Origin of the sequence: Pseudomonas haemolytica, from assembly GCF_009659625.1 — a bacterium.
GTDB classification, from domain to species: domain Bacteria; phylum Pseudomonadota; class Gammaproteobacteria; order Pseudomonadales; family Pseudomonadaceae; genus Aquipseudomonas; species Aquipseudomonas haemolytica.
In genome coordinates this window covers 476,532-497,887 of sequence record NZ_VOIW01000004.1, presented here as the reverse complement: position 1 = coordinate 497,887, position 21,356 = coordinate 476,532, and the positions used below count along the sequence as shown (strand labels likewise).

At 61.3% G+C, this 21,356-nt stretch carries 19 protein-coding genes; 3 read left to right on the top strand and 16 right to left on the bottom strand.

Annotation, left to right across the window (positions count from 1 at the left end; all coding sequences use genetic code 11):
- Positions 1–2: 2 nt before the first annotated feature.
- From FRT59_RS16155 to FRT59_RS16105, 11 genes are all read right to left on the bottom strand, one after another.
- Complete coding sequence (locus tag FRT59_RS16155) at positions 3–647, bottom strand: methionine ABC transporter permease (RefSeq protein ID WP_153871671.1); 645 nt, start codon at positions 645–647, stop codon at positions 3–5.
- Entirely contained in the window at positions 637–1,752 is a 1,116-nt protein-coding gene (locus tag FRT59_RS16150; RefSeq protein WP_153871670.1) for a methionine ABC transporter ATP-binding protein, read from the bottom strand. The genes FRT59_RS16155 and FRT59_RS16150 overlap by 11 nt, the downstream gene beginning before the upstream one ends.
- Positions 1,749–2,564 carry a MetQ/NlpA family ABC transporter substrate-binding protein gene (locus tag FRT59_RS16145; RefSeq protein WP_153871669.1) on the bottom strand — a complete coding sequence of 272 codons (816 nt, stop codon included), beginning with the start codon at positions 2,562–2,564 and terminating at the stop codon, positions 1,749–1,751. Before FRT59_RS16145 ends, FRT59_RS16150 begins: the two co-directional genes overlap by 4 nt.
- Before the next feature lie 43 nt (positions 2,565–2,607).
- A complete protein-coding gene (locus tag FRT59_RS16140; protein ID WP_153871668.1) occupies positions 2,608–3,969 on the bottom strand; it encodes an LLM class flavin-dependent oxidoreductase in 1,362 nt (453 codons plus the stop codon).
- Positions 3,969–5,162, bottom strand: coding sequence for an SfnB family sulfur acquisition oxidoreductase (locus FRT59_RS16135; protein ID WP_153838602.1), 1,194 nt, complete (start codon positions 5,160–5,162; stop codon positions 3,969–3,971). Before FRT59_RS16135 ends, FRT59_RS16140 begins: the two co-directional genes overlap by 1 nt.
- A 40-nt stretch (positions 5,163–5,202) precedes the next feature.
- Positions 5,203–6,444 carry an SfnB family sulfur acquisition oxidoreductase gene (locus FRT59_RS16130; RefSeq protein WP_153871667.1) on the bottom strand — a complete coding sequence of 414 codons (1,242 nt, stop codon included), beginning with the start codon at positions 6,442–6,444 and terminating at the stop codon, positions 5,203–5,205.
- Positions 6,445–6,631: 187 nt separating this feature from the next.
- Positions 6,632–7,429, bottom strand: coding sequence for a hypothetical protein (locus FRT59_RS16125; protein WP_153871666.1), 798 nt, complete (start codon positions 7,427–7,429; stop codon positions 6,632–6,634).
- Between the two features lie 373 nt (positions 7,430–7,802).
- On the bottom strand, positions 7,803–8,549 hold the full coding sequence (gene tcyN / locus FRT59_RS16120) for an L-cystine ABC transporter ATP-binding protein TcyN (protein WP_034117219.1): 747 nt from the start codon (positions 8,547–8,549) through the stop codon (positions 7,803–7,805).
- Between the two features lie 3 nt (positions 8,550–8,552).
- A complete protein-coding gene (gene tcyL, locus FRT59_RS16115) occupies positions 8,553–9,218 on the bottom strand; it encodes a cystine ABC transporter permease (protein ID WP_003187646.1) in 666 nt (221 codons plus the stop codon).
- Complete coding sequence (gene tcyJ, locus FRT59_RS16110; RefSeq protein ID WP_153871665.1) at positions 9,218–10,012, bottom strand: cystine ABC transporter substrate-binding protein; 795 nt, start codon at positions 10,010–10,012, stop codon at positions 9,218–9,220. Before tcyJ ends, tcyL begins: the two co-directional genes overlap by 1 nt.
- A 204-nt stretch (positions 10,013–10,216) precedes the next feature.
- Positions 10,217–11,212, bottom strand: coding sequence for a D-cysteine desulfhydrase (locus FRT59_RS16105; RefSeq protein ID WP_153871664.1), 996 nt, complete (start codon positions 11,210–11,212; stop codon positions 10,217–10,219).
- Between the two features lie 166 nt (positions 11,213–11,378).
- Between FRT59_RS16105 and epsC the strand changes: the two genes are divergently transcribed.
- From epsC to mgrA, 3 genes are all read left to right on the top strand, one after another.
- Positions 11,379–12,305: a serine O-acetyltransferase EpsC gene (gene epsC, locus FRT59_RS16100; protein WP_034117222.1), complete on the top strand. Its 927-nt coding sequence runs from the start codon at positions 11,379–11,381 to the stop codon at positions 12,303–12,305.
- 421 nt (positions 12,306–12,726) lie between these two features.
- Positions 12,727–14,688, top strand: coding sequence for a choline transporter BetT (betT, locus tag FRT59_RS16095; RefSeq protein WP_167524287.1), 1,962 nt, complete (start codon positions 12,727–12,729; stop codon positions 14,686–14,688).
- Between the two features lie 140 nt (positions 14,689–14,828).
- Entirely contained in the window at positions 14,829–15,866 is a 1,038-nt protein-coding gene (mgrA, locus tag FRT59_RS16090) for an L-glyceraldehyde 3-phosphate reductase (RefSeq protein ID WP_153838608.1), read from the top strand.
- Positions 15,867–15,995: 129 nt separating this feature from the next.
- Here the strand turns inward: mgrA and tauD are convergent, their stop codons facing one another.
- From tauD to gshA, 5 genes are all read right to left on the bottom strand, one after another.
- Complete coding sequence (tauD, locus tag FRT59_RS16085; protein WP_153871662.1) at positions 15,996–16,844, bottom strand: taurine dioxygenase; 849 nt, start codon at positions 16,842–16,844, stop codon at positions 15,996–15,998.
- Positions 16,845–16,847: 3 nt separating this feature from the next.
- On the bottom strand, positions 16,848–17,684 hold the full coding sequence (tauC, locus tag FRT59_RS16080; protein WP_153871661.1) for a taurine ABC transporter permease TauC: 837 nt from the start codon (positions 17,682–17,684) through the stop codon (positions 16,848–16,850).
- On the bottom strand, positions 17,681–18,460 hold the full coding sequence (gene tauB / locus FRT59_RS16075; RefSeq protein WP_153871660.1) for a taurine ABC transporter ATP-binding subunit: 780 nt from the start codon (positions 18,458–18,460) through the stop codon (positions 17,681–17,683). Before tauB ends, tauC begins: the two co-directional genes overlap by 4 nt.
- 16 nt (positions 18,461–18,476) lie before the next feature.
- On the bottom strand, positions 18,477–19,454 hold the full coding sequence (gene tauA, locus FRT59_RS16070; RefSeq protein ID WP_153838611.1) for a taurine ABC transporter substrate-binding protein: 978 nt from the start codon (positions 19,452–19,454) through the stop codon (positions 18,477–18,479).
- Between the two features lie 251 nt (positions 19,455–19,705).
- Positions 19,706–21,289, bottom strand: a complete 1,584-nt coding sequence (gshA, locus tag FRT59_RS16065; protein ID WP_034117229.1) for a glutamate--cysteine ligase — start codon at positions 21,287–21,289, stop codon at positions 19,706–19,708.
- Positions 21,290–21,356: the final 67 nt, after the last annotated feature.

The following is a 21,356-nucleotide window of genomic DNA, read 5'->3' as shown; positions in this document are numbered from 1 at the left end:
GCTCAGCGCTTGTTCAACATCCGCGCCAACCGGTCCCCACCGAGCTGAATCACGGCGACCAAGACCACCAACAGCACAATCACCGTGAGCATGATCTGCGTGTCAAAACGCTGGTAGCCATAGCGGTAGGCAATATCGCCCAGCCCACCGGCACCAATTGCCCCGGCCATGGCCGATGAGTTGATCATGGTCACCAGGGTGATGGTGAAGCCGCCGACGATCCCCGGCAGCGCTTCCGGCAACAGCACATGCCAGATGATGTGCCAGCGTCGGCAGCCCATGGCTTGCGCGGCTTCGATCAGGCCGTGGTCGACCTCGCGCAGGCTGACTTCGGCGATGCGTGCAAAGAACGGCGTGGCGGCGATGGTCAGCGGCACCACGGCTGCCCACACGCCATAGGTGGTGCCGACGATCAGCCGGGTAAACGGGATCAGCGCCACCATCAGGATCAGGAATGGAATGGAGCGAAACAAATTCACGAACGCCCCCAGCGCGCGGTTAAGGACCGGCGCCTGATAGATGCCGCCCTTGTCGCTGGTGACCAGGAACACCGCCAGCGGAATCCCCACCAGCAATGCGATCAGCGACGACACGCCGACCATCAACAAGGTGTCGATGGCGCCCTGCACTAAACGATCAAACCACATAACCGAGCACCTCCACCTGTTGCGCCCAACGCCCGGCGCGATTGCGCAACTCTTCGGCGTTGTGCGGCGAGTCATTCACCGCCAGCAGCAATTGCCCCAGGGCATGCCCCTGGATGCGTTCCACACCGCCTTGCAGCAAGCGCACGCGCCCGCCGAGGGCGCTGAACAGCGCGGCGAGGTCCGGCTCGTCGGTATCGCTGCCGGTGAACTGCAAGCGCAGCACCAATGCCGCGTCGGCCGAGGTTTGGGCGGGTTGCAGACGATTTTGCAGCTCGGGCGGCAAGCCGTGTTGCAGTGGTGCGAGCAGGGTCTTGCTGACCTCATGCCGGGGGTTGCCGAACACTTGCCACACCGGGCCTTGCTCGACGATTTGCCCGTGTTCCAGCACCACCACGCGGTCGCAGATTTCGCGGATCACTGCCATCTCATGGGTGATCAACACGATGGTGAGGCCCAGGCGTTGGTTGATCTCGCGCAGCAGGGCGAGAATCGACTGGGTGGTTTCCGGGTCGAGGGCCGAGGTGGCCTCGTCGCACAGCAGAATCTCGGGGTCGTGAACCAGTGAACGGGCGATGCCGACACGCTGTTTCTGCCCGCCGGAGAGCTGCGCCGGATACGCCGCGTGCTTGTCCTGCAAACCCACCAGTTCCAGCAGCTCACGCACCTTTTGCTCGCGCTGGGGCTTGGGTACGCCGGCAACCTTGAGCGGCAACTCGACGTTCTGCCACACGGTCTTGGCCGACATCAGGTTGAAGTGCTGGAAGATCATGCCAATGCGACGTCGCAGCGCCACCAGGTGGTCTTCATCGAAGCTGCCGATGTCCACTTGATCGATCAGCACCCGCCCACTGCTGGGTTGCTCGAGGCGGTTGATGGTGCGAATCAGCGACGACTTGCCGGCGCCGCTGCGGCCGATGATGCCGAACACCTCGCCGCGCTGGATCGCCAGGTCGATGCCTTGCAGGGCGTGCACTGTGCCGTCGTAGGTCTTGCCCAGGTTGATGAAACGCACATGGGCGCGGTTGAGATCCGGGTGCAGTTCAGTCTGCTCGGCGTCCCTGAGCGTATTACCCAGGTCGCGCAGTTGGGCATTGGCGGCGGTCATTTTTTGTCGTCCCAGCCCACTTGGTAGAGCTTGCCAAGGGATTTATCCAAAGCGGCGCGCACTACCGGCGAGTGCTGGTAGATATCGACGAACTTGATCACCCGAGGGTCGGTTTTGCTCTTGGGCTGGATCACGAACTGAATCACGTATTCCGGGTGGTCGAGGCCGTCGAACAGCAGCGCCGACTCTGCATCGAAGGTCTTGGACAGGCGGATATACGCCGGGTAGCCCTGCACCAGGTCGGCGTCGTCATAGGCGCGGACCAGTTGCACGGCTTCTACTTGCAGGATCTTGATCTTTTTCGGGTTGGCGATGATGTCTTCTTCGGTGGCCTTGTAGCCTACGCCCGGCTTGAGGGTGATCAGCCCCGCCTTGGCCAACAGTTGCAGGCCACGGCCGCTGTTGATCGGGTCGTTGGCAATCGCCACGCTGGCGCCCTCGGGCAGATCGTTGATGGCTTTGTACTTTTTCGAGTACAGCCCGATGTTATTGATGATGCCCGGCGCGTAGGGCACAAGGTCAAAACCGGCGGCGGCCTTGGCGTTTTCCAGGAAGGGAATGTGCTGGAAATAATTCACGTCGATATCGCCGGCGGCCAGGCTGACGTTGGGGGCGATCCAGTCGGTGAATTCCACCAGCTCGACTTTCAGGCCCTGTTTTCCGGCTTCGGCGACAGCGGTTTCCAGGGGGATGGCGAAGGCGGCGGTGGTGCCGATTTTCAGCGGTGCATCGGCGCCGAATACTACCGAGCTGAACAACCCGAAGGCCAGGGCCAGTGCTTTGACTGGGTGGGTGAGCAGTGTCTTTTTCATAATCAATTTCCAGTCATAAGGTGTTGGTACAAACAAAGAAGATTCAATGTGGGAGGGGGCGGTAGGTGGAGCCGGTGTGTTGTTCGGGCAGGCGGGCGGTGCCTTGGAAGACTTTTTCGCGCAAGGTGCCGGTCTCATAGGCGGTCTTGTAGGACCCACGCTTCTGCAACTCCGGTATCACCAGGTCGATGAAATCCACATAGCTCTCCGGCGTCACAATGCGCGTCAGGTTGAAGCCATCCAACCCGGTTTCGCTGATCCAGGATTCCAGCTCATCGGCGACGTGTTCGGGTGAGCCGACCAAGGTGATATAGCGACCGCCAAGGGCGTGCTGCTCGAGCAATTTGCGCCGGGTCCAGTCGTTGTTTTGCAGGTTCTTGGTGGCCGACTGGATCGCGTTGCTCTTCACGTACTGGATCGGCTCATCCAAGGCGTACTGGGCAAAATCAATTGCCGTCGAGGCCGAAAAATGCGCCACACCGGCTTCCGCGCTGGCGTAGCTGAGGTACTCGGCGTGCTTGCGCCAGGCCAACTCTTCGGTGGCGCCAACGATGACGTTGAGGCCCATGAATACCTTGATGTCCTGCGGGTTGCGCCCGGCTTCCACTGCGCTGGCACGCACCTTGTCCACCTGGCGCTTGGTCGCGGCCTTGTTCTGCCCGCTGATAAACACGCACTCGGCATGCCGCCCGGCGAACAGCAGGCCACGCTCGGAACTGCCGGCCTGGAACAGCACCGGCGTACGTTGCGGTGACGGCTCGCAGAGGTGATAGCCCTCCACCTGATAGAACTCGCCGTGATGCTCGACCTTGTGCACCTTGCCCGGTTGCGCGTACACCCGCGCCTCGGGGTCGTTGAGCACCGCATCGTCTTCCCAACTGCCTTCCCAGAGCTTGTACAGCACCTCCAGGTATTCATCGGCCTGGTCGTAGCGTCGGTCATGCTCGACCTGTTCGGTGAGCCCCATGGCCTTGGCGGCGCTGTCGAGGTAGCCGGTGACGATGTTCCAGCCGACCCGGCCACGGCTCAGGTGGTCCAGCGTGGACATGCGTCGGGCGAACAGATAGGGCGGCTCGTAGGTCAGGTTGGCGGTGAGGCCGAAGCCCAGGTTCCGGGTGACGGCGGCCATGGCCGAGACCAGCAGCAACGGGTCGTTGACCGGCAGCTGGATCGACTCCTTGAGCGGCACATCAATGGAATTCTGGTACACGTCGTAGACACCGACGATGTCGGCGATAAACAAACCATCGAACAGCCCGCGCTCGAGAATTTGCGCCAGCTCGGTCCAGTATTCGAGGGTCTTGTACTGGGTCGAGTTATCCCGTGGGTGCGTCCACAAGCCGTGGTTGATATGCCCGATGCAGTTCATGTTGAAGGCATTGAGCAGGATCTTCTTTTTGCTCATCAGATGGTCCCCCGCAGCGGCGGGTTTTCATCGTTGAGGTAGTAGTTGCCTACCGCGTGATACTTCCAGCGTACCGGGTCGTGCAACGTGTGCACCCGGGCGTTGCGCCAGTGGCGGTCCAGGCCATGTTCGGCCAGGGTCGCCTGGCTGCCCGCGAGCTCGAACAAGGTGCTGCCGGCTGCCAGGGAAATCTCGGTGCTCAAGGCGCGCACTTCGGCCACGGCAATGGACGCAGCGGCGACGGTCTGTGCATTGCTGTCGGCCTGGGCACGGTCGAGGAATTCGCCTGAGCGCTCCAGCAACGCCTCGGCGGCGTGCAGGCGAATGCTCAGGTGGCCGAAGCTCTTGAGGGTCAGCGGGTCTTCGGTGGCGTTGTCGTTGCCCGAATCGATCCACGGGCGGGTCTTGGTGCGCACAAAATGCAATGCATCTTCGAAGGCGGCGCGGGCGATGCCGGTGTCGATGGCGGCATGAAGGATCTGCGCCAGCGGGCCAACGGTGGTCGGGCGTTCGAAGGCGCTCTGGAACGGGATCACGTCCTGCGCTGCAACCCACACGTTGTCGAACACCACCGAGCCGCTGCCAGTGGTGCGCTGACCGAAGCCGCTCCAGTCGTCAATCACCGTCAGGCCCGTGCTGTCGTGGGGCACGAAGGCCAGCTGCTGGATGCCATTTTCATCCACCACCGAGGTGGGGATGCGTTGGGCATAGAGCGCGCCCGTGGCGTAGAACTTGCGCCCGTTGATGCGAAAACCATCGCCATCGCGGGTGAGGCTGGTCACGCGGTCATGGGCGGTCTTGGTGCCCAGTTCCGCCAAGGCATTGCCAAAGCGCTGGCCGGCCAGCACCTCGGCATACAGGCGTTGCTGCTGTTCGGGGCTGCCGTTTACGCGCAGCACTTCGAGGGCGTAGAAATGGTTTTGCGGGATCTGGCCCAAAGAGCCATCGGCCTCGGCGATCAGGGCGATGACTTTAGCCAGGGTGACGTTGGACACACCCGCGCCACCGTAAGCCTTGGGCACGCTGATGCCCCACAGGCCGGAGCGGGAAAACACGTCCAGCTCGGGCAACGGCAGGCGGCGTTCACGGTCGCGCTGGGCGCTGTCGCGGCGCAAGTCGTCGGCCAGGTCGCTGGCGACAATGAGGGCTTGTTCATCGCTGGTGATAACCGCGACGTGGTGAGAAAGGGTCATGAGTTTCTCCAGAAGCTCGTGGAATAAGTGTTCTGGCCGGTTAAATCCAGGAGTGACGAGCAGGTAAAGTGCCGTTCAGTCGATAGGCACCGATAGCGTGATACTTCCAGCGCACCGGGTCGTGCAGGGTGTGTACCCGGGCGTTGCGCCAGTGCCGGTCGAGGTTGAATTCGGCCAGGGTGGCGCGGCTGCCGGCCAGCTCGAAGAGCTTCTCAGTGACCTGCAACGACACTTCGGTGGTCAGCACCTTGGCCTCGGCCACGGCAATCGAAGCGCGTGCGGCGGACTGTGCGGTGATCGGTGCGGCGCTGACCTGGTCGAGCACCTGGCCGGCCTTGCGCAGCAGTGCTTCGGCGGCGTGCAGTTCGATCTTCAGCTTGCCGATATCGGCGATCACATACAGGTCGTCGCTGGCCCGCTCGACCTTGGCGTCGATCCAGGGGCGTGAGCGTTCGCGTACGAAGGCGATAGTGTCGTCAAGGGCGCCACGGGCGATGCCGGCGTCAATGGCCGCCTGGATCAGTTGCGACACAGCACCCTGGATATTCGGGCTTTCGCCCAGGCGCCAGTTGTCGATGACCAACTCCGGGTCCACCGGCACCCGGTCCAGCAATACGGTGCCGCTGGCGGTGGTGCGTTGGCCAAAGCCCGACCAGTCGTCCACGATGCGCAGCCCTTCGCTGCCACGCCGCACAAAGGCCATGACTTGCTTGCCGTCATCGTTCAGCGCCTTCACCGCTACCCAGTGGGCAAACAGTGCGCCTGTGGAGTAGAACTTCTGGCCGCTGACCACGAACCCATCGCCTTCGGCCGTGAGGCGCGCCTTGAGCTCCAGGGTATTTTTGGTGCCGCGTTCCGGGCCGCCGTTGCCGATGCGCCAGCCGTCGAGCACGCTCTGGAACAGCTGCTTTTTCTGGCGCTCGGTAGCGGTGCCCTGCAACAGGTGCAGGATGCCGAAATGGTTCTGTGGGATCTGCCCGAGGGCCGGGTCGGCTGCGCTGATGATCGCGAAGACTTCGGCCAGGGTCACAAACGACACTTGCGGGCCGCCGTATTCGCGAGGGATGGAAATACTGCCCAAGCCGCTTCGGGTGAATTGCTCCAGCTGTGCCCATGGCAGTTTGCGTTGCTGGTCGCGCTTGGCGGCTTGCAAGCGTGCCGCCTGTGCCAGCTCATGGGCGGCGCTCAACGCCTGGGCGTCGTCGCGCAGCACCGTGGCCGGCAACAACAGGGGAGCTATGTCCAGATCACTCTGGGGGGGTGTTAGAGCCAAGTTAGACATCAGCGCCGCTCCTTGGCTGCACGCAATGCCCTGGCGTTATGCACCGGGGTAATTCTGACCATACCGACCTCGCATTCAATGAAATAAAAACAGAAAAATCAGGAATGTCCGGTGGTCCGGTGCATATACCCTAAGCGTGTTTATTTTTTAAATAAACTAACTTTTAGGAATATGCATAGAAGGGCTGTCACCCCGGCTCACAGGGTGAACCGAAGCGACGCGGTTGATAGCCCGTCGCAGGCGTTGCCTGGCTGGTGGGTGCTGCTGACGCGCAGGCGGCGATGCGCAAGGTGCGGGAGGGCGCCCAGCGTGAATTATTCCCGACACGATCAAGGATGCAGTACGTGACGTCCAACCGGCAGTCGTCGCCGGCTTCGATAATGACGTGGGGCGGCACCCACACCTGTACCGCCATGCCGACGCTTTTGGCTTGGATTTTCGGCAGGTCCAGGCGTACATCGCCCCAGCGCAAGGTGATGGCATCGCCTGAGCTCATGTTCAGGTAAGGCTCGATGGTCAGCGGAATGCCGCGCCGTACCTGGCTGCTGTTGACGCCGTAGCGGCGGATCGTCTCGGGCAGGTCGACGGGGGCCAGATGCTGGTTTTCATCGCTGCTGTCATTGTTGAGGCGAGGCGAGGGTTGGCCGCCGGGGTAGTTGGTCTTGACCCGCACCAAGGTGACAGCCGAGCGCATAGGGCCATGGCCGATTTGCAGGACTTGGTAATGGACGCGCGCCGGACCGTCCTGCACAAAGCTTTCTGGCACGCACAGGTGGGTGAACGTGCCGATCTTGCAAGCCGTCACCTTGCGCGAGGCGGCAAAGCAGTTGTTCCAGAACAGTTCGATCAGGTCGCCTTCTTCCATGCCCGGGTAGGGAGAAATATCGACCTGCAAGTGTGTGGAGGCCAGGGCGCTGATGCCGTTTCCAATCGCCTGGGGCAATTTGGGGGCAGTGAGCATGGCCGGGGGTTGTGTGTGTGTCATAGGTACTCTCCTTGATGCAGCCAGCAGCAATCGTTCCGAACCCTCGGCGCACAGGCGCGAGGCGTTTCGAAAGGCACGATTCAGTCAATAGCCGGGATGGGATCCAATCCTCAAGGCGCTAGATAAGAGGGTTGGCCAAGGAGCGTCAATGGAGGCAAAAGGCTAAATGGCGAGTTTGAAGATATTCAGACGGGTCTGACGGGGAGGGGGATTTTAAGGGGGTTATGGCGGGGTGTTTTACGCGCTGGAACGGCAACCTCTTGTAGGAGCGAGCTTGCTCGCGAAGAACGTTAACGATAACGCGGTGAATCAGATTTACCGTGTCGCCTGGGCGTTTTTCGCGAGCAAGCTCGCTCCTACAGAGGGTGGGGGGTCAGTGGGCGAGGAATTTGCTGAGGAACTGCCGGGTGCGTTCTTCCTTGGGGTTGGCGAACAACGCCTTGGCTTCGCCTTGTTCGACGATCACGCCCTTGTCGAAAAAGATCACCCGGTTGGCCACATCCCGGGCGAAGCTCATCTCGTGGGTGACGATGACCATGGTGCGGTTTTCCTCGGCCAGGCTGCGGATGGTCGACAGCACTTCGCCTACCAGCTCTGGGTCGAGGGCGGAGGTGGGTTCGTCGAATAGAATCACCTCCGGCTCCATGGCCAGCGCCCGGGCAATCGCCACGCGCTGTTGCTGGCCGCCAGACAGCCGCCTCGGATAGGACGCTTCCTTGCCCGCCAGGCCGACCCTGGCCAGCAGTTTGCGACCCAACTCGGTCGCCGCCTCGCGTGGCATCTTCTTGACCACGATCGGGCCTTCGATAACGTTTTCCAGCGCGGTGCGGTGGGGGAACAGGTTGAAGTTCTGGAACACAAAGCCCACGTGCTGGCGCAGGCGCCGCACCAGGCCCTGTTGCTGGTTGAGCGGCTTGCTGCTGTCGATCTCGATGTCACCCACCTTGATGCGGCCGCTGGTAGGTTCTTCGAGAAAATTCAGGCAGCGCAGGAAGGTGGTCTTGCCCGAACCGCTGGGGCCGATGATGGCGACGACCTCGCCTTCCTTGACCTCAAGGTCGATGCCGTTGAGCACCACCTGACCGTTGAATTGTTTGGTCAGTTTTTCAACCACGATCATGCTTCAAGACTCCAGGTCATGCCGGTTGACCCGGTCTTCCAGACGATTTTGCAGATGCGCCAGGATGCTCGCCAGGATCCAGTAGATCAGGGCTGCGGACAGATACATGGTGAAAATCTCAAAGGTACGCGCCGACACCAGTTGAGCCTGGCGGAACAGTTCCGGCACCTGGATGGTAGCGGCCAGCGCGGTGTCCTTGACCAGTGAGATAAAGCTGTTGCCCAGGGGCGGCAAAGCCGTGCGCATGGCCTGCGGCAGGATGGCCCGGCGCAGGGTCTGTGCGCGGGTCATGCCGATGCTGGCGGCGGCTTCCCACTGCCCACGCTCGATGGACGCGATGGCGGCCCGCAGGATCTCACAGGCGTAGGCGGCCATATTCAGCGAAAAGCCGATCATGGCCGCCGGAATCGGATCCAGCTCGATGCCCACTTGCGGCAAGCCGTAGTAGATCAGGAACAGCTGCACCAGCAAGGGCGTGCCGCGAAAGAACGACACGTAGACCCGGGCAGTCCAACTCAGCAGTTTGAAGCGCGACAAACGCATCAACGCCAGGCCGAAGCCCAACAGCAAGCCGAAAAACATCCCGCCAAGGCTGAGAATCACCGTGTAGTACGCGCCCTTGAGCAGAAAGGGCGCGGAGTCCAGCGCGAGTTGGAAACCTGCTTCCATTACTGAGTGACGTCAGCGTTGAAGTACTTCTCGGACAGCTTCTTCAAGGTGCCGTCGGCGCGCAGTTTGTCGAGGGCCTTGTTCACCGCGTCGAGCAGTTCAGGCTCGCCTTTGCGCAGGGCGATACCGGCTTCCTGGCGGGAGAAGGCGTCACCGGCAGCAGCGGTGTCGGGTGCTTTCTTGGCGTATTCCAGGGCGGCCAGGCGGTCGATCAGGATCGCGTCGATACGGCCGATGCGCAGGTCCTGGAACTTGGTCGGGTCATCGTTATAGGTCTTGATGATGGCTTTAGGCTGGTTGTCCTTGAGCCATTGTTCGTAGTTGGTGCCCAGGCCCACGCCGATTTTCTTGCCGGCCAGGTCGTCGGCGGTCTTGATGGTGTCGACGTTCTTCTTCAGCACCAACGCCTGAATACCGGAGACGGTGTAAGGCTTGGAGAAGTCGTACTTTTTCTTGCGTTCTTCGGAGATGGTCACTTGATTGACCACGGCGTCCAGGCGCTTGGATTCCAGGGCGGCGAGGATGCCGTCCCATGGCGTGGCTTGCAGCTTGACCTTGACGCCCAGTTCCTTGGCCAGCGCTTCGGACAACTCCACCTCGAAGCCGCTGAGCTTGCCGCTTTCATCGACGAAGCTGAACGGTGGGTAGGTGCCTTCCAGGCCGATCTTGATCTCGCCGGCCTTCTTGATGTTGTCCAGCTGCTCGCCGGCAACCGCCTGGCCCAGCCAGCTGGCGCCAAGCGCCAGGCCCAATGTGCCAACCAGCAGCGTGCGACGTAATACAGAAATAGTCATGGAGAGCCCCTGTGTTTTTATGGTGAGCGAAGCAGGTGACGCGGTAGTCGTATCCTGCCTTAAAGCGCGGTGCGCGTCTTCGCCTGCGGCGCGATGATAAAGCCGGTTTTTAAGACTTGAAAATAATATAAATCTAATTTCATATTCATTTAAGGAATATGCCGCAGGTTTATTGTGGGAGCGAGCAATCCCGCTCCCACACATTCAGTTGAAAGCCGAGTCATAGGCAAACAACGCCGGCGCCCCACCGGTATGCAGGAAAATAATCGGCCCATCCGCAAATCGCTGGCGCCCGATGCCATCCAGCAAACCGGCCATGGCCTTGCCCGTATAGACAGGGTCCAGCAGCAGACCTTCCTGGCTGGCCAAAAGTTTGATCGCGGAGAGGGTGCCGGCGTTGGGCTCGCCATAACGGGGGCCGAAATATTCGTCCCACAAGGTCACCTTGAAGGCGTCGGGAATCTCCATACCCAGCAACTCGGCGGTGCGTTCGGCCAGGCCCTGCACTTTGGGGAACTGCGCTTCTTCGGTGCGCGACACGGTAATACCGATCACCGGCAACTGCGGCAGCACTTCGCTCAAGGCCAACGCCAGGCCGCTGTGGGTACCGGCGCTGCCGGAGGCGAGCACCACGGCGGCGAATTCAATGCCACTGTCTTCAACCTGCCCGGCCAGCTCCAACCCGGCACGCACGTAGCCCAACGCACCGAGGGCATTGGAGCCGCCGATGGGCACCAGGTACGGCTTCTTGCCATTGCTGCGCAAGCGGTCGGCGAGGGCGTTGAGTTGGTCATCGGCGTTGTCAAGGTTCTCCACCAGCTCGACTTTGGCATCGAACAGGTCCAGCAGCAGGCGGTTGCCGTTGCCAAGGTAGTTGGGGTCTTCGGTACCGGTGGGGTTTTCCAGCAGGGCGACGCAGCCCAGGCCAAGTTTGGCGGCGAGCGCGGCGGTCTGGCGTACGTGATTGGACTGTAATGCGCCAGCGGTTACCAGGGTGTCGGCGCCCTGGGCAATGGCGTCAGCCGCCAGGTATTCAAGTTTGCGCAGCTTGTTGCCACCCATGGCCAGCGGCGTGGTGTCATCGCGTTTGACGTAGATGTCCCTGCCCAGCCAGGCCGACAGCCGCTCGAGTTTTTCCAGGGCGGTGGCGCCACCCAGCAGTTCCAGACGGTTAAAGCGGTCGAGCTGTTGTTTGATCATGGTTATGCACGGTGACTAAGTGATTGAGGGACTATAGGCAGGCACTTTTCATCGGGCAACCGTCAATCGCTTATACCGGATAGTTCTTAGGCTCATACCATTGGTTCTTAAGAGCTGCCAGGCTGCATACCGTAAAGTGATGGCCATTTCGTCAGGAGTGAATACCGTGAGTGAGCGTTCCAGTCATTGGCAATTGCAGACCATCGTCAGCCAGCTGCGCGGCGCCCGCGACCAGTGGCGAACGCGTAACGGTCGCTTGAGTGGCGAGCATGGTGGTCGCGAGTTGCCGTCCCGCGAGGCGGTGGCGCAGATCCTTGAAGCCTTGTGCGGCGCATTGTTCCCGATGCGCCTGGGCCCGGTGGACCTGCGCGAAGAAAGCGAAGACTTCTACGTAGGGCACACCCTCGACGTGGCGCTCAACGCCTTGCTCGCTCAAGCGCGCCTGGAGTTGCGCTACGCCGCACGCCAGGGCGGTGAGGACGACAGCGGGGTGGATGCCCACGCCATCCGCCTGATCCAGGATTTTGCCTTGGCCTTGCCCTCCCTGCGCAGCCTGTTGGATACCGACGTACTGGCGGCCTATCACGGCGATCCGGCCGCCCGCAGTGTGGATGAAGTGCTGCTGTGCTACCCGGGCATCCTGGCGGTGATCCATCATCGCCTTGCTCACCACCTGTACCGTGCGGGTTTGCCGCTGTTGGCGCGGATCAGTGCGGAGATCGCCCATTCGGCCACCGGCATCGATATCCACCCGGGCGCGCAGATCGGCCCGAGCTTCTTTATCGACCACGGCACGGGCGTGGTGATTGGCGAGACGGCGATCATCGGCGAGCGGGTGCGCATCTACCAGGCCGTGACACTGGGCGCCAAGCGCTTCCCGGCGGATGAAGACGGGCAGTTGCAGAAAGGCCACCCGCGTCACCCTATCGTTGAGGATGATGTGGTGATTTATGCCGGGGCGACGATCCTGGGGCGGATAACCATCGGCCAGGGTTCGACCATTGGCGGGAATGTGTGGCTGACCCGCAGCGTGCCGGCGGGGGCGAATATTACCCAGGCGAATCTGCAGCATGATGATGGGGCGCAAAAATAGCGCAGGTCTTGGAAATCACGCAAAACCCTGTGGGAGGGGGCTTGCTCCCGATAGCGGAGCGTCAGTCAAAAATGAATTGGCTGAACCACCGCCATCGGGGGCAAGCCCCCTCCCACATTTGACTGCATTCCAAATTTGAACCGTATTTCAGTCAGTAATCGCTGAACGATTTGTCTCCTACACCCGTCATACCAATCCTTGAGCTAGTGTAGGAATCATCTACCGCTCAGCCCTGCGATTAGTCCCAGACCGCCTTTCCATGTTTAACTTGAATGTTCGTTCAAGTTAAACCGGTGGTTCGCTGCCCGCTCACAACAGGAGGCTTACCTTTGCTGAGTCCGTTATTTACAGCCACATCCCACACCCCAGGGGTGCATCGTTCATGAGTGCATCGTCCACCCCATCCAGCGGCATGGTGCGCATGAATGCGCCCGTTTTCTACTTTGCCGCGACTTTTATCCTGCTGTTTGGCATCACCGTCATCGCTATCCCGCAACAGGCTGGTGCCTGGCTGCTGGCGGCGCAAAACTGGGCGGCCAATACGGTCGGCTGGTACTACATGCTGGCGATGACCCTGTATCTGGTCTTCGTGGTGGTCACCGCGCTATCGGGCTACGGCAAGATAAAACTCGGTGCCGACCACGACGAGCCCGAATTCAGTTACCTGTCCTGGGCCGGCATGCTGTTCGCCGCCGGGATCAGCATCACGCTGTTCTTCTTCTGCGTCTCGGAGCCGTTGACCCACTTGGTGCAACCGCCCCAGGGCGAAGCAATGAACGCCGATGCGGCGCGCCAGGCCATGCAGGTATTGTTCCTGCACTGGGGCCTGCATGGCTGGGGCGTGTTCGCCTTTGTCGGCATGGCCCTGGCGTATTTCGCCTATCGGCATAACCTGCCGCTGGCGTTGCGTTCAGCGCTGTACCCGCTGATCGGCAAGCGCATCAACGGGCCTATCGGTTACGCGGTGGATGGCTTCGGCATCATTGCCACGGTATTCGGCCTGGGCGCCGACATGGGCTTTGGCGTGTTGCACCTCAACTCCGGCCTGGACTACCTGTTTGGCGTTGCCCATACCCAGTGGATTCAGGTGGGCCTGATCACCCTGATGATGGGCGCGGCGATCATCGTTGCCGTAGCCGGTGTCGACAAGGGTGTGCGGGTGATGTCCGACATCAACATGCTGCTGGCCTGTGCGCTGCTGCTGTTTGTGTTGTTTGCCGGGCCTACCCAGCACCTGCTCAACACCTTGATCCAGAACATCGGTGACTACCTGGGCGCATTGCCCACCAAGAGTTTCGATGTATACGCCTACGACAAGCCGAGCGACTGGCTGGGTGGCTGGACAGTGTTCTACTGGGCCTGGTGGATTGCATGGTCGCCGTTCGTGGGCTTGTTCATCGCCCGTATTTCCCGTGGCCGGACCATCCGCGAATTTGTGTTCGGCGTGCTGCTGATCCCGTTGGGCTTCACCCTGGCGTGGATGTCGATCTTCGGTAACAGCGCCATCGACCAGGTGCTCAACCATGGAATGGCCGCACTGGGCCAGTCGGCCATCGATGATCCGTCGATGAGCCTCTACCTGCTGCTGGAAACCTACCCATGGAGCAAGACCGTTATTGCGGTCACCGTGTTTATCAGCTTTGTGTTCTTTGTGACCTCGGCTGACTCCGGCACCGTTGTCCTGTCCACGCTGTCGTCCAAAGGCGGCAACGCCGATGAAGACGGGCCGAAGTGGCTGCGAGTGTTCTGGGGCGCAATGACGGCACTGGTCACCAGTGCGTTGCTGTTTGCCGGTAGCATCGATTCGCTCAAATCAGCGGTGGTGCTGACCTCGCTGCCGTTCTCGTTGATCCTGCTGCTGATGATGTGGGGGCTGCACAAGGCCTTTTACCTTGAGTCGCAAAAGCAGATTGCTCAGTTGCATTCGCTGGCGCCGGTTTCGGGCTCACGCAAAGGCACGGGTGGTTGGCGCCAGCGTTTGAGCCAGGCCGTGCATTTCCCGTCGCGGGACGAGGTGTACCGCTTCCTTGAAACCACGGTGCGTCCGGCGATTGAAGAAGTGACGGCAGTGTTCGTCGAAAAAGGCCTCAACGTCGTCACCCAGCCCGACCCGTCCAACGACAGCGTCAGCCTGGAAATCGGTCACGGCGAAGAGCATCCGTTCGTTTACCAGGTGCAGATGCGCGGCTATTTCACGCCTTCATTTGCACGCGGCGGCATGGGTTCCAAGCAGCTCAACAATCGCCGCTACTACCGGGCGGAAGTGCACTTGAGCGAGGGCAGCCAGGACTATGACCTGGTGGGCTACACCAAGGAGCAGATCATCAACGACATCCTCGACCAGTACGAGCGTCACTTGCAGTTCCTGCATCTGGTGCGCTGAGTAATATGCGGTAAACCGTTCCTCTCAAGTAGGCCTTTGCTGTAAAAGGAAGAGGCAGACTTAAGCGATTCAGCTGCTTAAAAGGCCTGGGAATATGCATATTCCCAGGCCTTATTTGGCCCAGATCAAGAGAGGATTCGATGACGTACATTGCTGCCGAAAACCGCTATGAATCTATTCCTTATCGCCGCGTAGGTCGCAGTGGGTTGGTGCTGCCGGCACTGTCCCTGGGGCTGTGGCACAACTTTGGCGACAGCACCCCGATCGACACCCAGCGCGCACTGCTGCGCACGGCGTTCGACCTGGGTATCAACCACTTCGACTTGGCCAACAACTACGGCCCGCCCTACGGCAGCGCCGAGATCAACTTCGGCCGGTTGCTGCGCGAAGACTTCAAGCACTATCGCGACGAATTGATCATCTCCAGCAAGGCCGGTTGGGACATGTGGCCCGGCCCTTACGGCCAGGGCGGTGGCTCGCGCAAATACATCCTGGCGAGCCTGGACCAGAGTCTGCAACGCCTGGGTGTCGACTATGTGGATATCTTCTACTCCCACCGTTTTGACCCCGATACCCCTCTGGAAGAAACCGCCAGCGCCCTCGCCACCGCCGTACAACAAGGCAAGGCGTTGTACATCGGCATCTCGTCCTATTCCGGGGTGAAAACCCGCGAAATCGCAGCCTTGCTCAACGAGTGGAAAGTGCCGCTGCTGATCCACCAACCGGCCTACAACCTGCTCAACCGCTGGGTGGAAAAAGACCTGCTGGACACCACCGAAGAACTCGGTGCCGGAGTTATCGCCTTCACGCCGCTGGCCCAGGGCTTGCTCACCGACAAGTACCTCAACGGCGTACCGGCCGATGCGCGGGTCAATCGCCCGGGTGGCGGCTCGCTGCAAGCCAAGCACTTGTCCGAGGCCAACATCGCCCATGTGCGCGCACTGAATGAAATCGCCCAGCGTCGTGGCCAGAGCCTGGCTCAGTTGGCCCTGGCGTGGACGTTGCGTGATCCACGGGTGACCAGTGCGCTGATCGGCGCGAGCCGGCCGGAGCAGATCATCGAGAACGTCGGGGCGTTGAAGAACTTGAGCTTCAGTGCTGAGGAGCTGGCGGAGATTGATCGGTTTGCGCAGGAAGGCGGGATCAACCTTTGGGAAAAACCATCCACCGCTGAATAACCTGGCACTGCTGGGTTAAAAGTGTGGGAGGGGGCTTGCTCCCGATAGCGGTGAGTCAGTCAGCACAGAGGTGACTGACAGGTTGCTATCGGGAGCAAGCCCCCTCCCACATTTGAACTTCGGCAGGCTCTAGAACGGTACGTCGCCCAGAATTGTCGCCCGGTGCATCACCCGCCGCTGCGGCCAGTAATCATCCACCGCGTAATGCTGTGTCACGCGGTTATCCCAGAACGCCACGTCATTTTCCTGCCAGCGCCAACGGATGGTGAATTCCGGGCGGGTGGTGTGGGCGAACAGCAGCTTGAGAATCGCCTCGCTTTCCGCCGGCTCCAGCTCATTGATCCTGGTGGTGAACCCGTCACTGACAAACAGCGACTTGCGCCCACTCACCGGATGCGTGCGCACCACCGGGTGCGACAGCGGCGGGTTTTTCCTGCGGGTTTCTTCCCAGCGCGCCAGGTCTTCGGCGCTGTTGCCGAAGCGCTCCAGCGGGAAGGATTTGGTGAAGTCGTGGGTTGCAGTCAACCCCGTGAGCAGCACCTTCATCGGCGTGGATAACGCCTCGTACGCCGCAATGCCGCTGGCCCACAGCGTATCGCCGCCAAACGCCGGCAGCAGCTTGGCGCTGAGCACCGCGCCGAGGGCCGGAGTGGGCAGGAAGGTTACATCGGTGTGCCACACGGCGTTGTCGCGCACGTCAGTGACGGCGGTGTCGAGGATCAGCACTTCAGGCTGTTCCGGAACATTGGGGTAGATCGGGTGGATGTGCAGGTCGCCGAAGTGCGCCGCGAACCGCGCCTGTTGCTGCGGGGTGATCGCTTGACCGCGCAAGAACAGCACCGAGTGGGTAAGCAGCGCCTGCTCGATGGCATCGCGATGTTCGACGCTCAGCGGTTGGGTGATATCGACGCCACTGATCTGGGCGCCCAGGGCGGTGCTTAATGGGGTAACGGTCAGGCTGCTCAATTGAGTTCTCATTTCTTAGTGTGCCTGGCCGTGCCATGGCACTAATTTACGCTGCAGGGCGCGCAGGCCCATTTCCATGGCGAAGGCGATCAGGGCGATCACCAGGATCCCCAGCACCACCACATCGGTGACCAAAAACTGCGCCGCCGACTGCACCATGAAGCCCAGGCCACTGGTGGCCGCGATCAGCTCGGCCGCGACCAGGGTCGACCAGCCCACGCCCAGGCCGATACGCACACCGGTGAGGATGTCGGGCAGCGCGCTGGGCAGGATCACATGGCGAATCAGTTGTGTGCGGGTGGCGCCCAACGATTGCGCGGCACGCAGTTTGGCCGGGTCGACGGTACGCACGCCGGTTGCGGTGGCGATGGCAATCGGGGCGAAGATTGCCAGGTAGATCAGCAGTACTTTGGACAGCTCACCGATGCCGCACCAGATCACGATCAACGGCAGGTAGGCCAGTGGTGGGATCGGCCGGTAGAACTCGATCAGCGGATCGAGAATGCCACGGGCGATACGGTTGGCACCGATGGCAATCCCCACCGGCACGGCAGTCAGCACGGCAAAGCCCAGCCCCAGGCCGATACGGCTGAGGCTCGCGCCCAGGTGCTGCCACAACGTGGAGTCCATATAGCCGGTGGTCGCCAGCAGCCAACCCTTTTGCAGCACGGCGGATGGCGGCGGCAGGAACAGGGGTTCGATCAAGCCGGTAGCGGTCACCGCCCACCAGAGGGCGAGCAAGGCGACCAGGGTCAATAGGCTGATCCAGCGCGTGCTCAGGCTGCGGCGGACCGGGATAACGGCATGCGCCACTGGCTGGGTGGCCGTGGCGGGAAGTTCGTAGCTGCTCATGCGCACACCTGCCGTTGGGAGAACACTTTGCCCAATACGTGTTCGCGGGTTTCGATAAAGCGCGGGTCGGATTTGATCGCCCGCGCCGATTCACCGGCGGCATAACGTTGGCCGAAATCCAGGTGTAGACGTTCGACGATCTGGCCAGGGTTGGGCGCCAGCAAGATCAAATCCGTGGCGAGGAACACGGCTTCTTCAATGTCATGGGTAATCAGGAATACCGGCTTGGCCGTGCGCCGCCAGACTTGCAGCAGAAGCTCCTGCATCTGTTCGCGGGTGAAGGCATCCAGGGCGCCAAAGGGTTCGTCCATCAGCAATACCCGTGGGTCTGCCGCCAAGGCACGCGCCAGGCCGACGCGTTGTTTCTGGCCACCGGAGAGTTGCCAGATGCGGCGGCTGTCGAAACCGGCCAGGTCTACCAGCGCGAGCATTTCGCGGGCGCGTACTTCGCGCTGCGCCTTGGGCACGCCGGCCAGTTCGAGGCCGAAAGCCACATTGGCCAGCACGTCCTGCCAGGGCAGCAGGGCGTCGTCCTGGAACACCACCCCGCGCTCGGCGCTGGGGCCTTTGACTGGCACACCGTCGAGGGTGATATGCCCGGCAGAAGGTTCGACGAAACCGGCAATCAGGTTCAACAGCGAAGTCTTGCCACTGCCGGACGGGCCGAGGGCGACCAGCAGTTGCTGCGGCCCAAGGTCCAGTGAAATGTCGGACAGTACCGGTTCCGGGGCGCCTGGGTACTGTGCGCTGATGCGCTCCAGTTGTAGCAAGGCCATCGCAATGAACTCCTGATCAGTGGGTGATGAACTTGGCGCTGACGTAAGGCGCGTAGTCCGGCAGCACGGCGTCGACCTTGCCTTGTTCCTTGAGGAACACCGCGGTATCGGTCACCGCCTTGGTGGTCGGTGCGCCCAGCAGGGTTATCTGGTCAGCGGCCAGCGGGTAGACGTTGCCTTGCAGCAGCAAGGGGATGTCGCTGGGCTTGGCGCCGGAGAGTTTCACCAGCTTGTCGACGTTGCCTGTGTCGGCGAGCCAGGCTTGTGGGTCTTTGCGGTAAGCGGCGTAGGCATCCAGGGTGACCTTGGCGAAGGCGGTGACGATCTCCGGGTGCTTCTCTGCGAAGTCTTTACGCACGATCCAGGCATCAAACGTCGGCGCGCCAAACTTGGCCAGTTCGCCGGAGGTGATCAGCACCTTGCCGTTTTCCTTGGCCACGCCCAGGGCTGGGTCCCAGACGTAGGTGGCGTCGATATCACCGCGCTTCCAGGCGGCGATGATGGCGGGTGGGGCGAGGTTGAGGATGGTGACTTTGGCCGGGTCGATGTTCCAGTGTTTCAGCGCGGCCAGCAGGCTGTAGTGGCCGGTGGAAACGAAGGGCACGGCGATCTTTTTGCCGACCAGGTCCTGGGGGCTGTTGATCCCCGAACCGTTGCGCGCCACCAGGGCTTCGGCGCCGCCGATCTGGGTGGCGACGAGAAAAGTTTGTACTGGGACTTTGCGGGTGACTGCGGCGGTCAGCGGGCTGGAACCGAGGTAGCCGATCTGCACGTCGCCGGAGGCGATGGCGGCGATGATGTCGGCGCCATTGTCGAATTTGCGCCAGTCGATCTTCGCCTGGGTGGCTTTTTCATAGGCGCCGTCGGCTTGGGCGACTTTGGCCGGGTCCACGGTGGTCTGGTACGCAATGGTCACATCCGCCGCCTGGGCAAACAGGCTGGCACCGGCCAGGGACAACGCGGCCAAGAGGCGCAGAGGGGTCAGCAATTTCAAGGGAAGCTCCTCAATCAGGCGGCCGAGGGTCGGCGTGTGAGGAGACTAAATGATCTAAGAACCCGAAAATAAATAACGTTTTCGAATTAGCTTATGAGGAGAAGGGTTGAAGTAAATTTTTGTACCAGTGATGACCAAATGTGGGAGGGGGCTTGCTCCCGATAGCAGGGTGTCAGTTGGCATATGTATCAACTGTTTCACCGCTATCGGGAGCAAGCCCCCTCCCACATTTGAACTGAGTACAGCTCCGGTTAGTTGCTGATGGCGAGGATGCTGGCCTGGTACGAGCCGACAAACACATCAAAATCGCCCACTTCGTTCTGCTCCAGTTCCGCCTGTTGTGCCAGCGACTTGCGTGCCAGCTCTTCGAAGCGCGCCTGCTCGTCTGCCGGCAACGGCTCGTTACGGAAGTGCGCGGCATGCACCTCGCTCTGATGCAGGGAGAACTGCGCAAAACTCTCTTTGCGCTCAGCCATTGCCGCCAACACCTGGGCCGATGGCGTCAGGGATGGGTCCCTGACCTTGGCCAACTGAGCGTCCAGCGCCTCACTGTGTTCGGTGATGCCATGGCTCTCATCGAGCAGGGCGGCCAGTGGTGCAATCTTCTCCAGCAGCTCGGCCGCCCACTCCTTCATATCCACCGCCTGGCCGTCACGCTGCAATTGCAGGCCCGGACGGCGACCTTCCTTGACCACGCTGAGGAAGTTGGAGGTGGCGTTGCCGCACTCGTTGTTGGCGAACAGTGGGCTGTCGTTCAGCGCGCAGTACAGCAGGAACGCGTCGAGGAAACGCGACTCCGGCAGGTCAATACCCATCGGCAGGAACGGGTTGATGTCCAGGCAGCGCACTTCGATGTACTGAATGCCACGGGCCATCAGTGCCTGGATCGGGCGCTCGCCGGTGTAGGTCACCCGCTTGGGACGGATATTGGAGTAGTACTCGTTTTCGATCTGCAGGATGTTGGTGTTGAGCTGCACCCACTCACCATCCTTGTGCGTACCGACTTCGACGTATGGCGCATAGGGTGTGGCCACCGCTTCGCGCAGGCTGTCGGTGTAGCTGGCCAGGTCGTTGTAGCACGGCGTCAGGCCGGCCTGGGCGTTGCTCTGGTAACCCAGGTCGCTCATGCGCAGGCTGGTGGCGTAGGGCAGGTACAGGGTGTCGGCGTCGAGCACTTCCAACTGGTGTGAGCGCCCGCGCAGGAAACCGGCGTCCAGGGCCGGCGAGGCACCGAACAGGTACATCAGCAGCCAGCTGTAGCGACGGAAATTACGGATCAGCGCGATGTAGGCCGTGGACTGGTAGTCACGGTCGGTGCCGACAAACCCTTCCGCTTCCTTGAGCAGCGGCCACAACTGTTCCGGCAGGGAAAAGTTGTAGTGGATACCCGCGATGCACTGCATGGTCTTGCCGTACCGCAGGGCCAAGCCCTTGCGGTACACGTACTTGAGCTGGCCGATATTGGAGGTGCCGTAGTAGGCAATCGGAATATCTTCCTCGGCCGGCAACGGGCACGGCATCGAGGGGCTCCAGAGGTACTCGCTACCCAGCTTGGTGTAGGCAAAGCGATGGATCTTGTCGAGGCTGCTCAGGGTATCGGCCGGGTCGGGCAGGGCCGGGGTGATGAACTCCAGCAGCGATTCCGAGTAGTCGGTGGTGATCTGTTCATTGGTCAACGCGGCGCCCAAGGCTTCGGGGTGCGGCGTTTGCGCCAGGCGACCTTCGCTGGTGACGCGCAGGCATTCGCGCTCGATGCCGTGCAAGCATTGCTCTAGCAGGGAGAGGTGTTCGCGCTTGCCGAGCAGGGCCAGGCGGCGGTTGAGAAGTTCGCTCAAGTTGGATTCCTTCACGCGTCAGTCGCCCCAATATGGGGGTGGGCAGGACGGTCTACAAGGGTGAAGT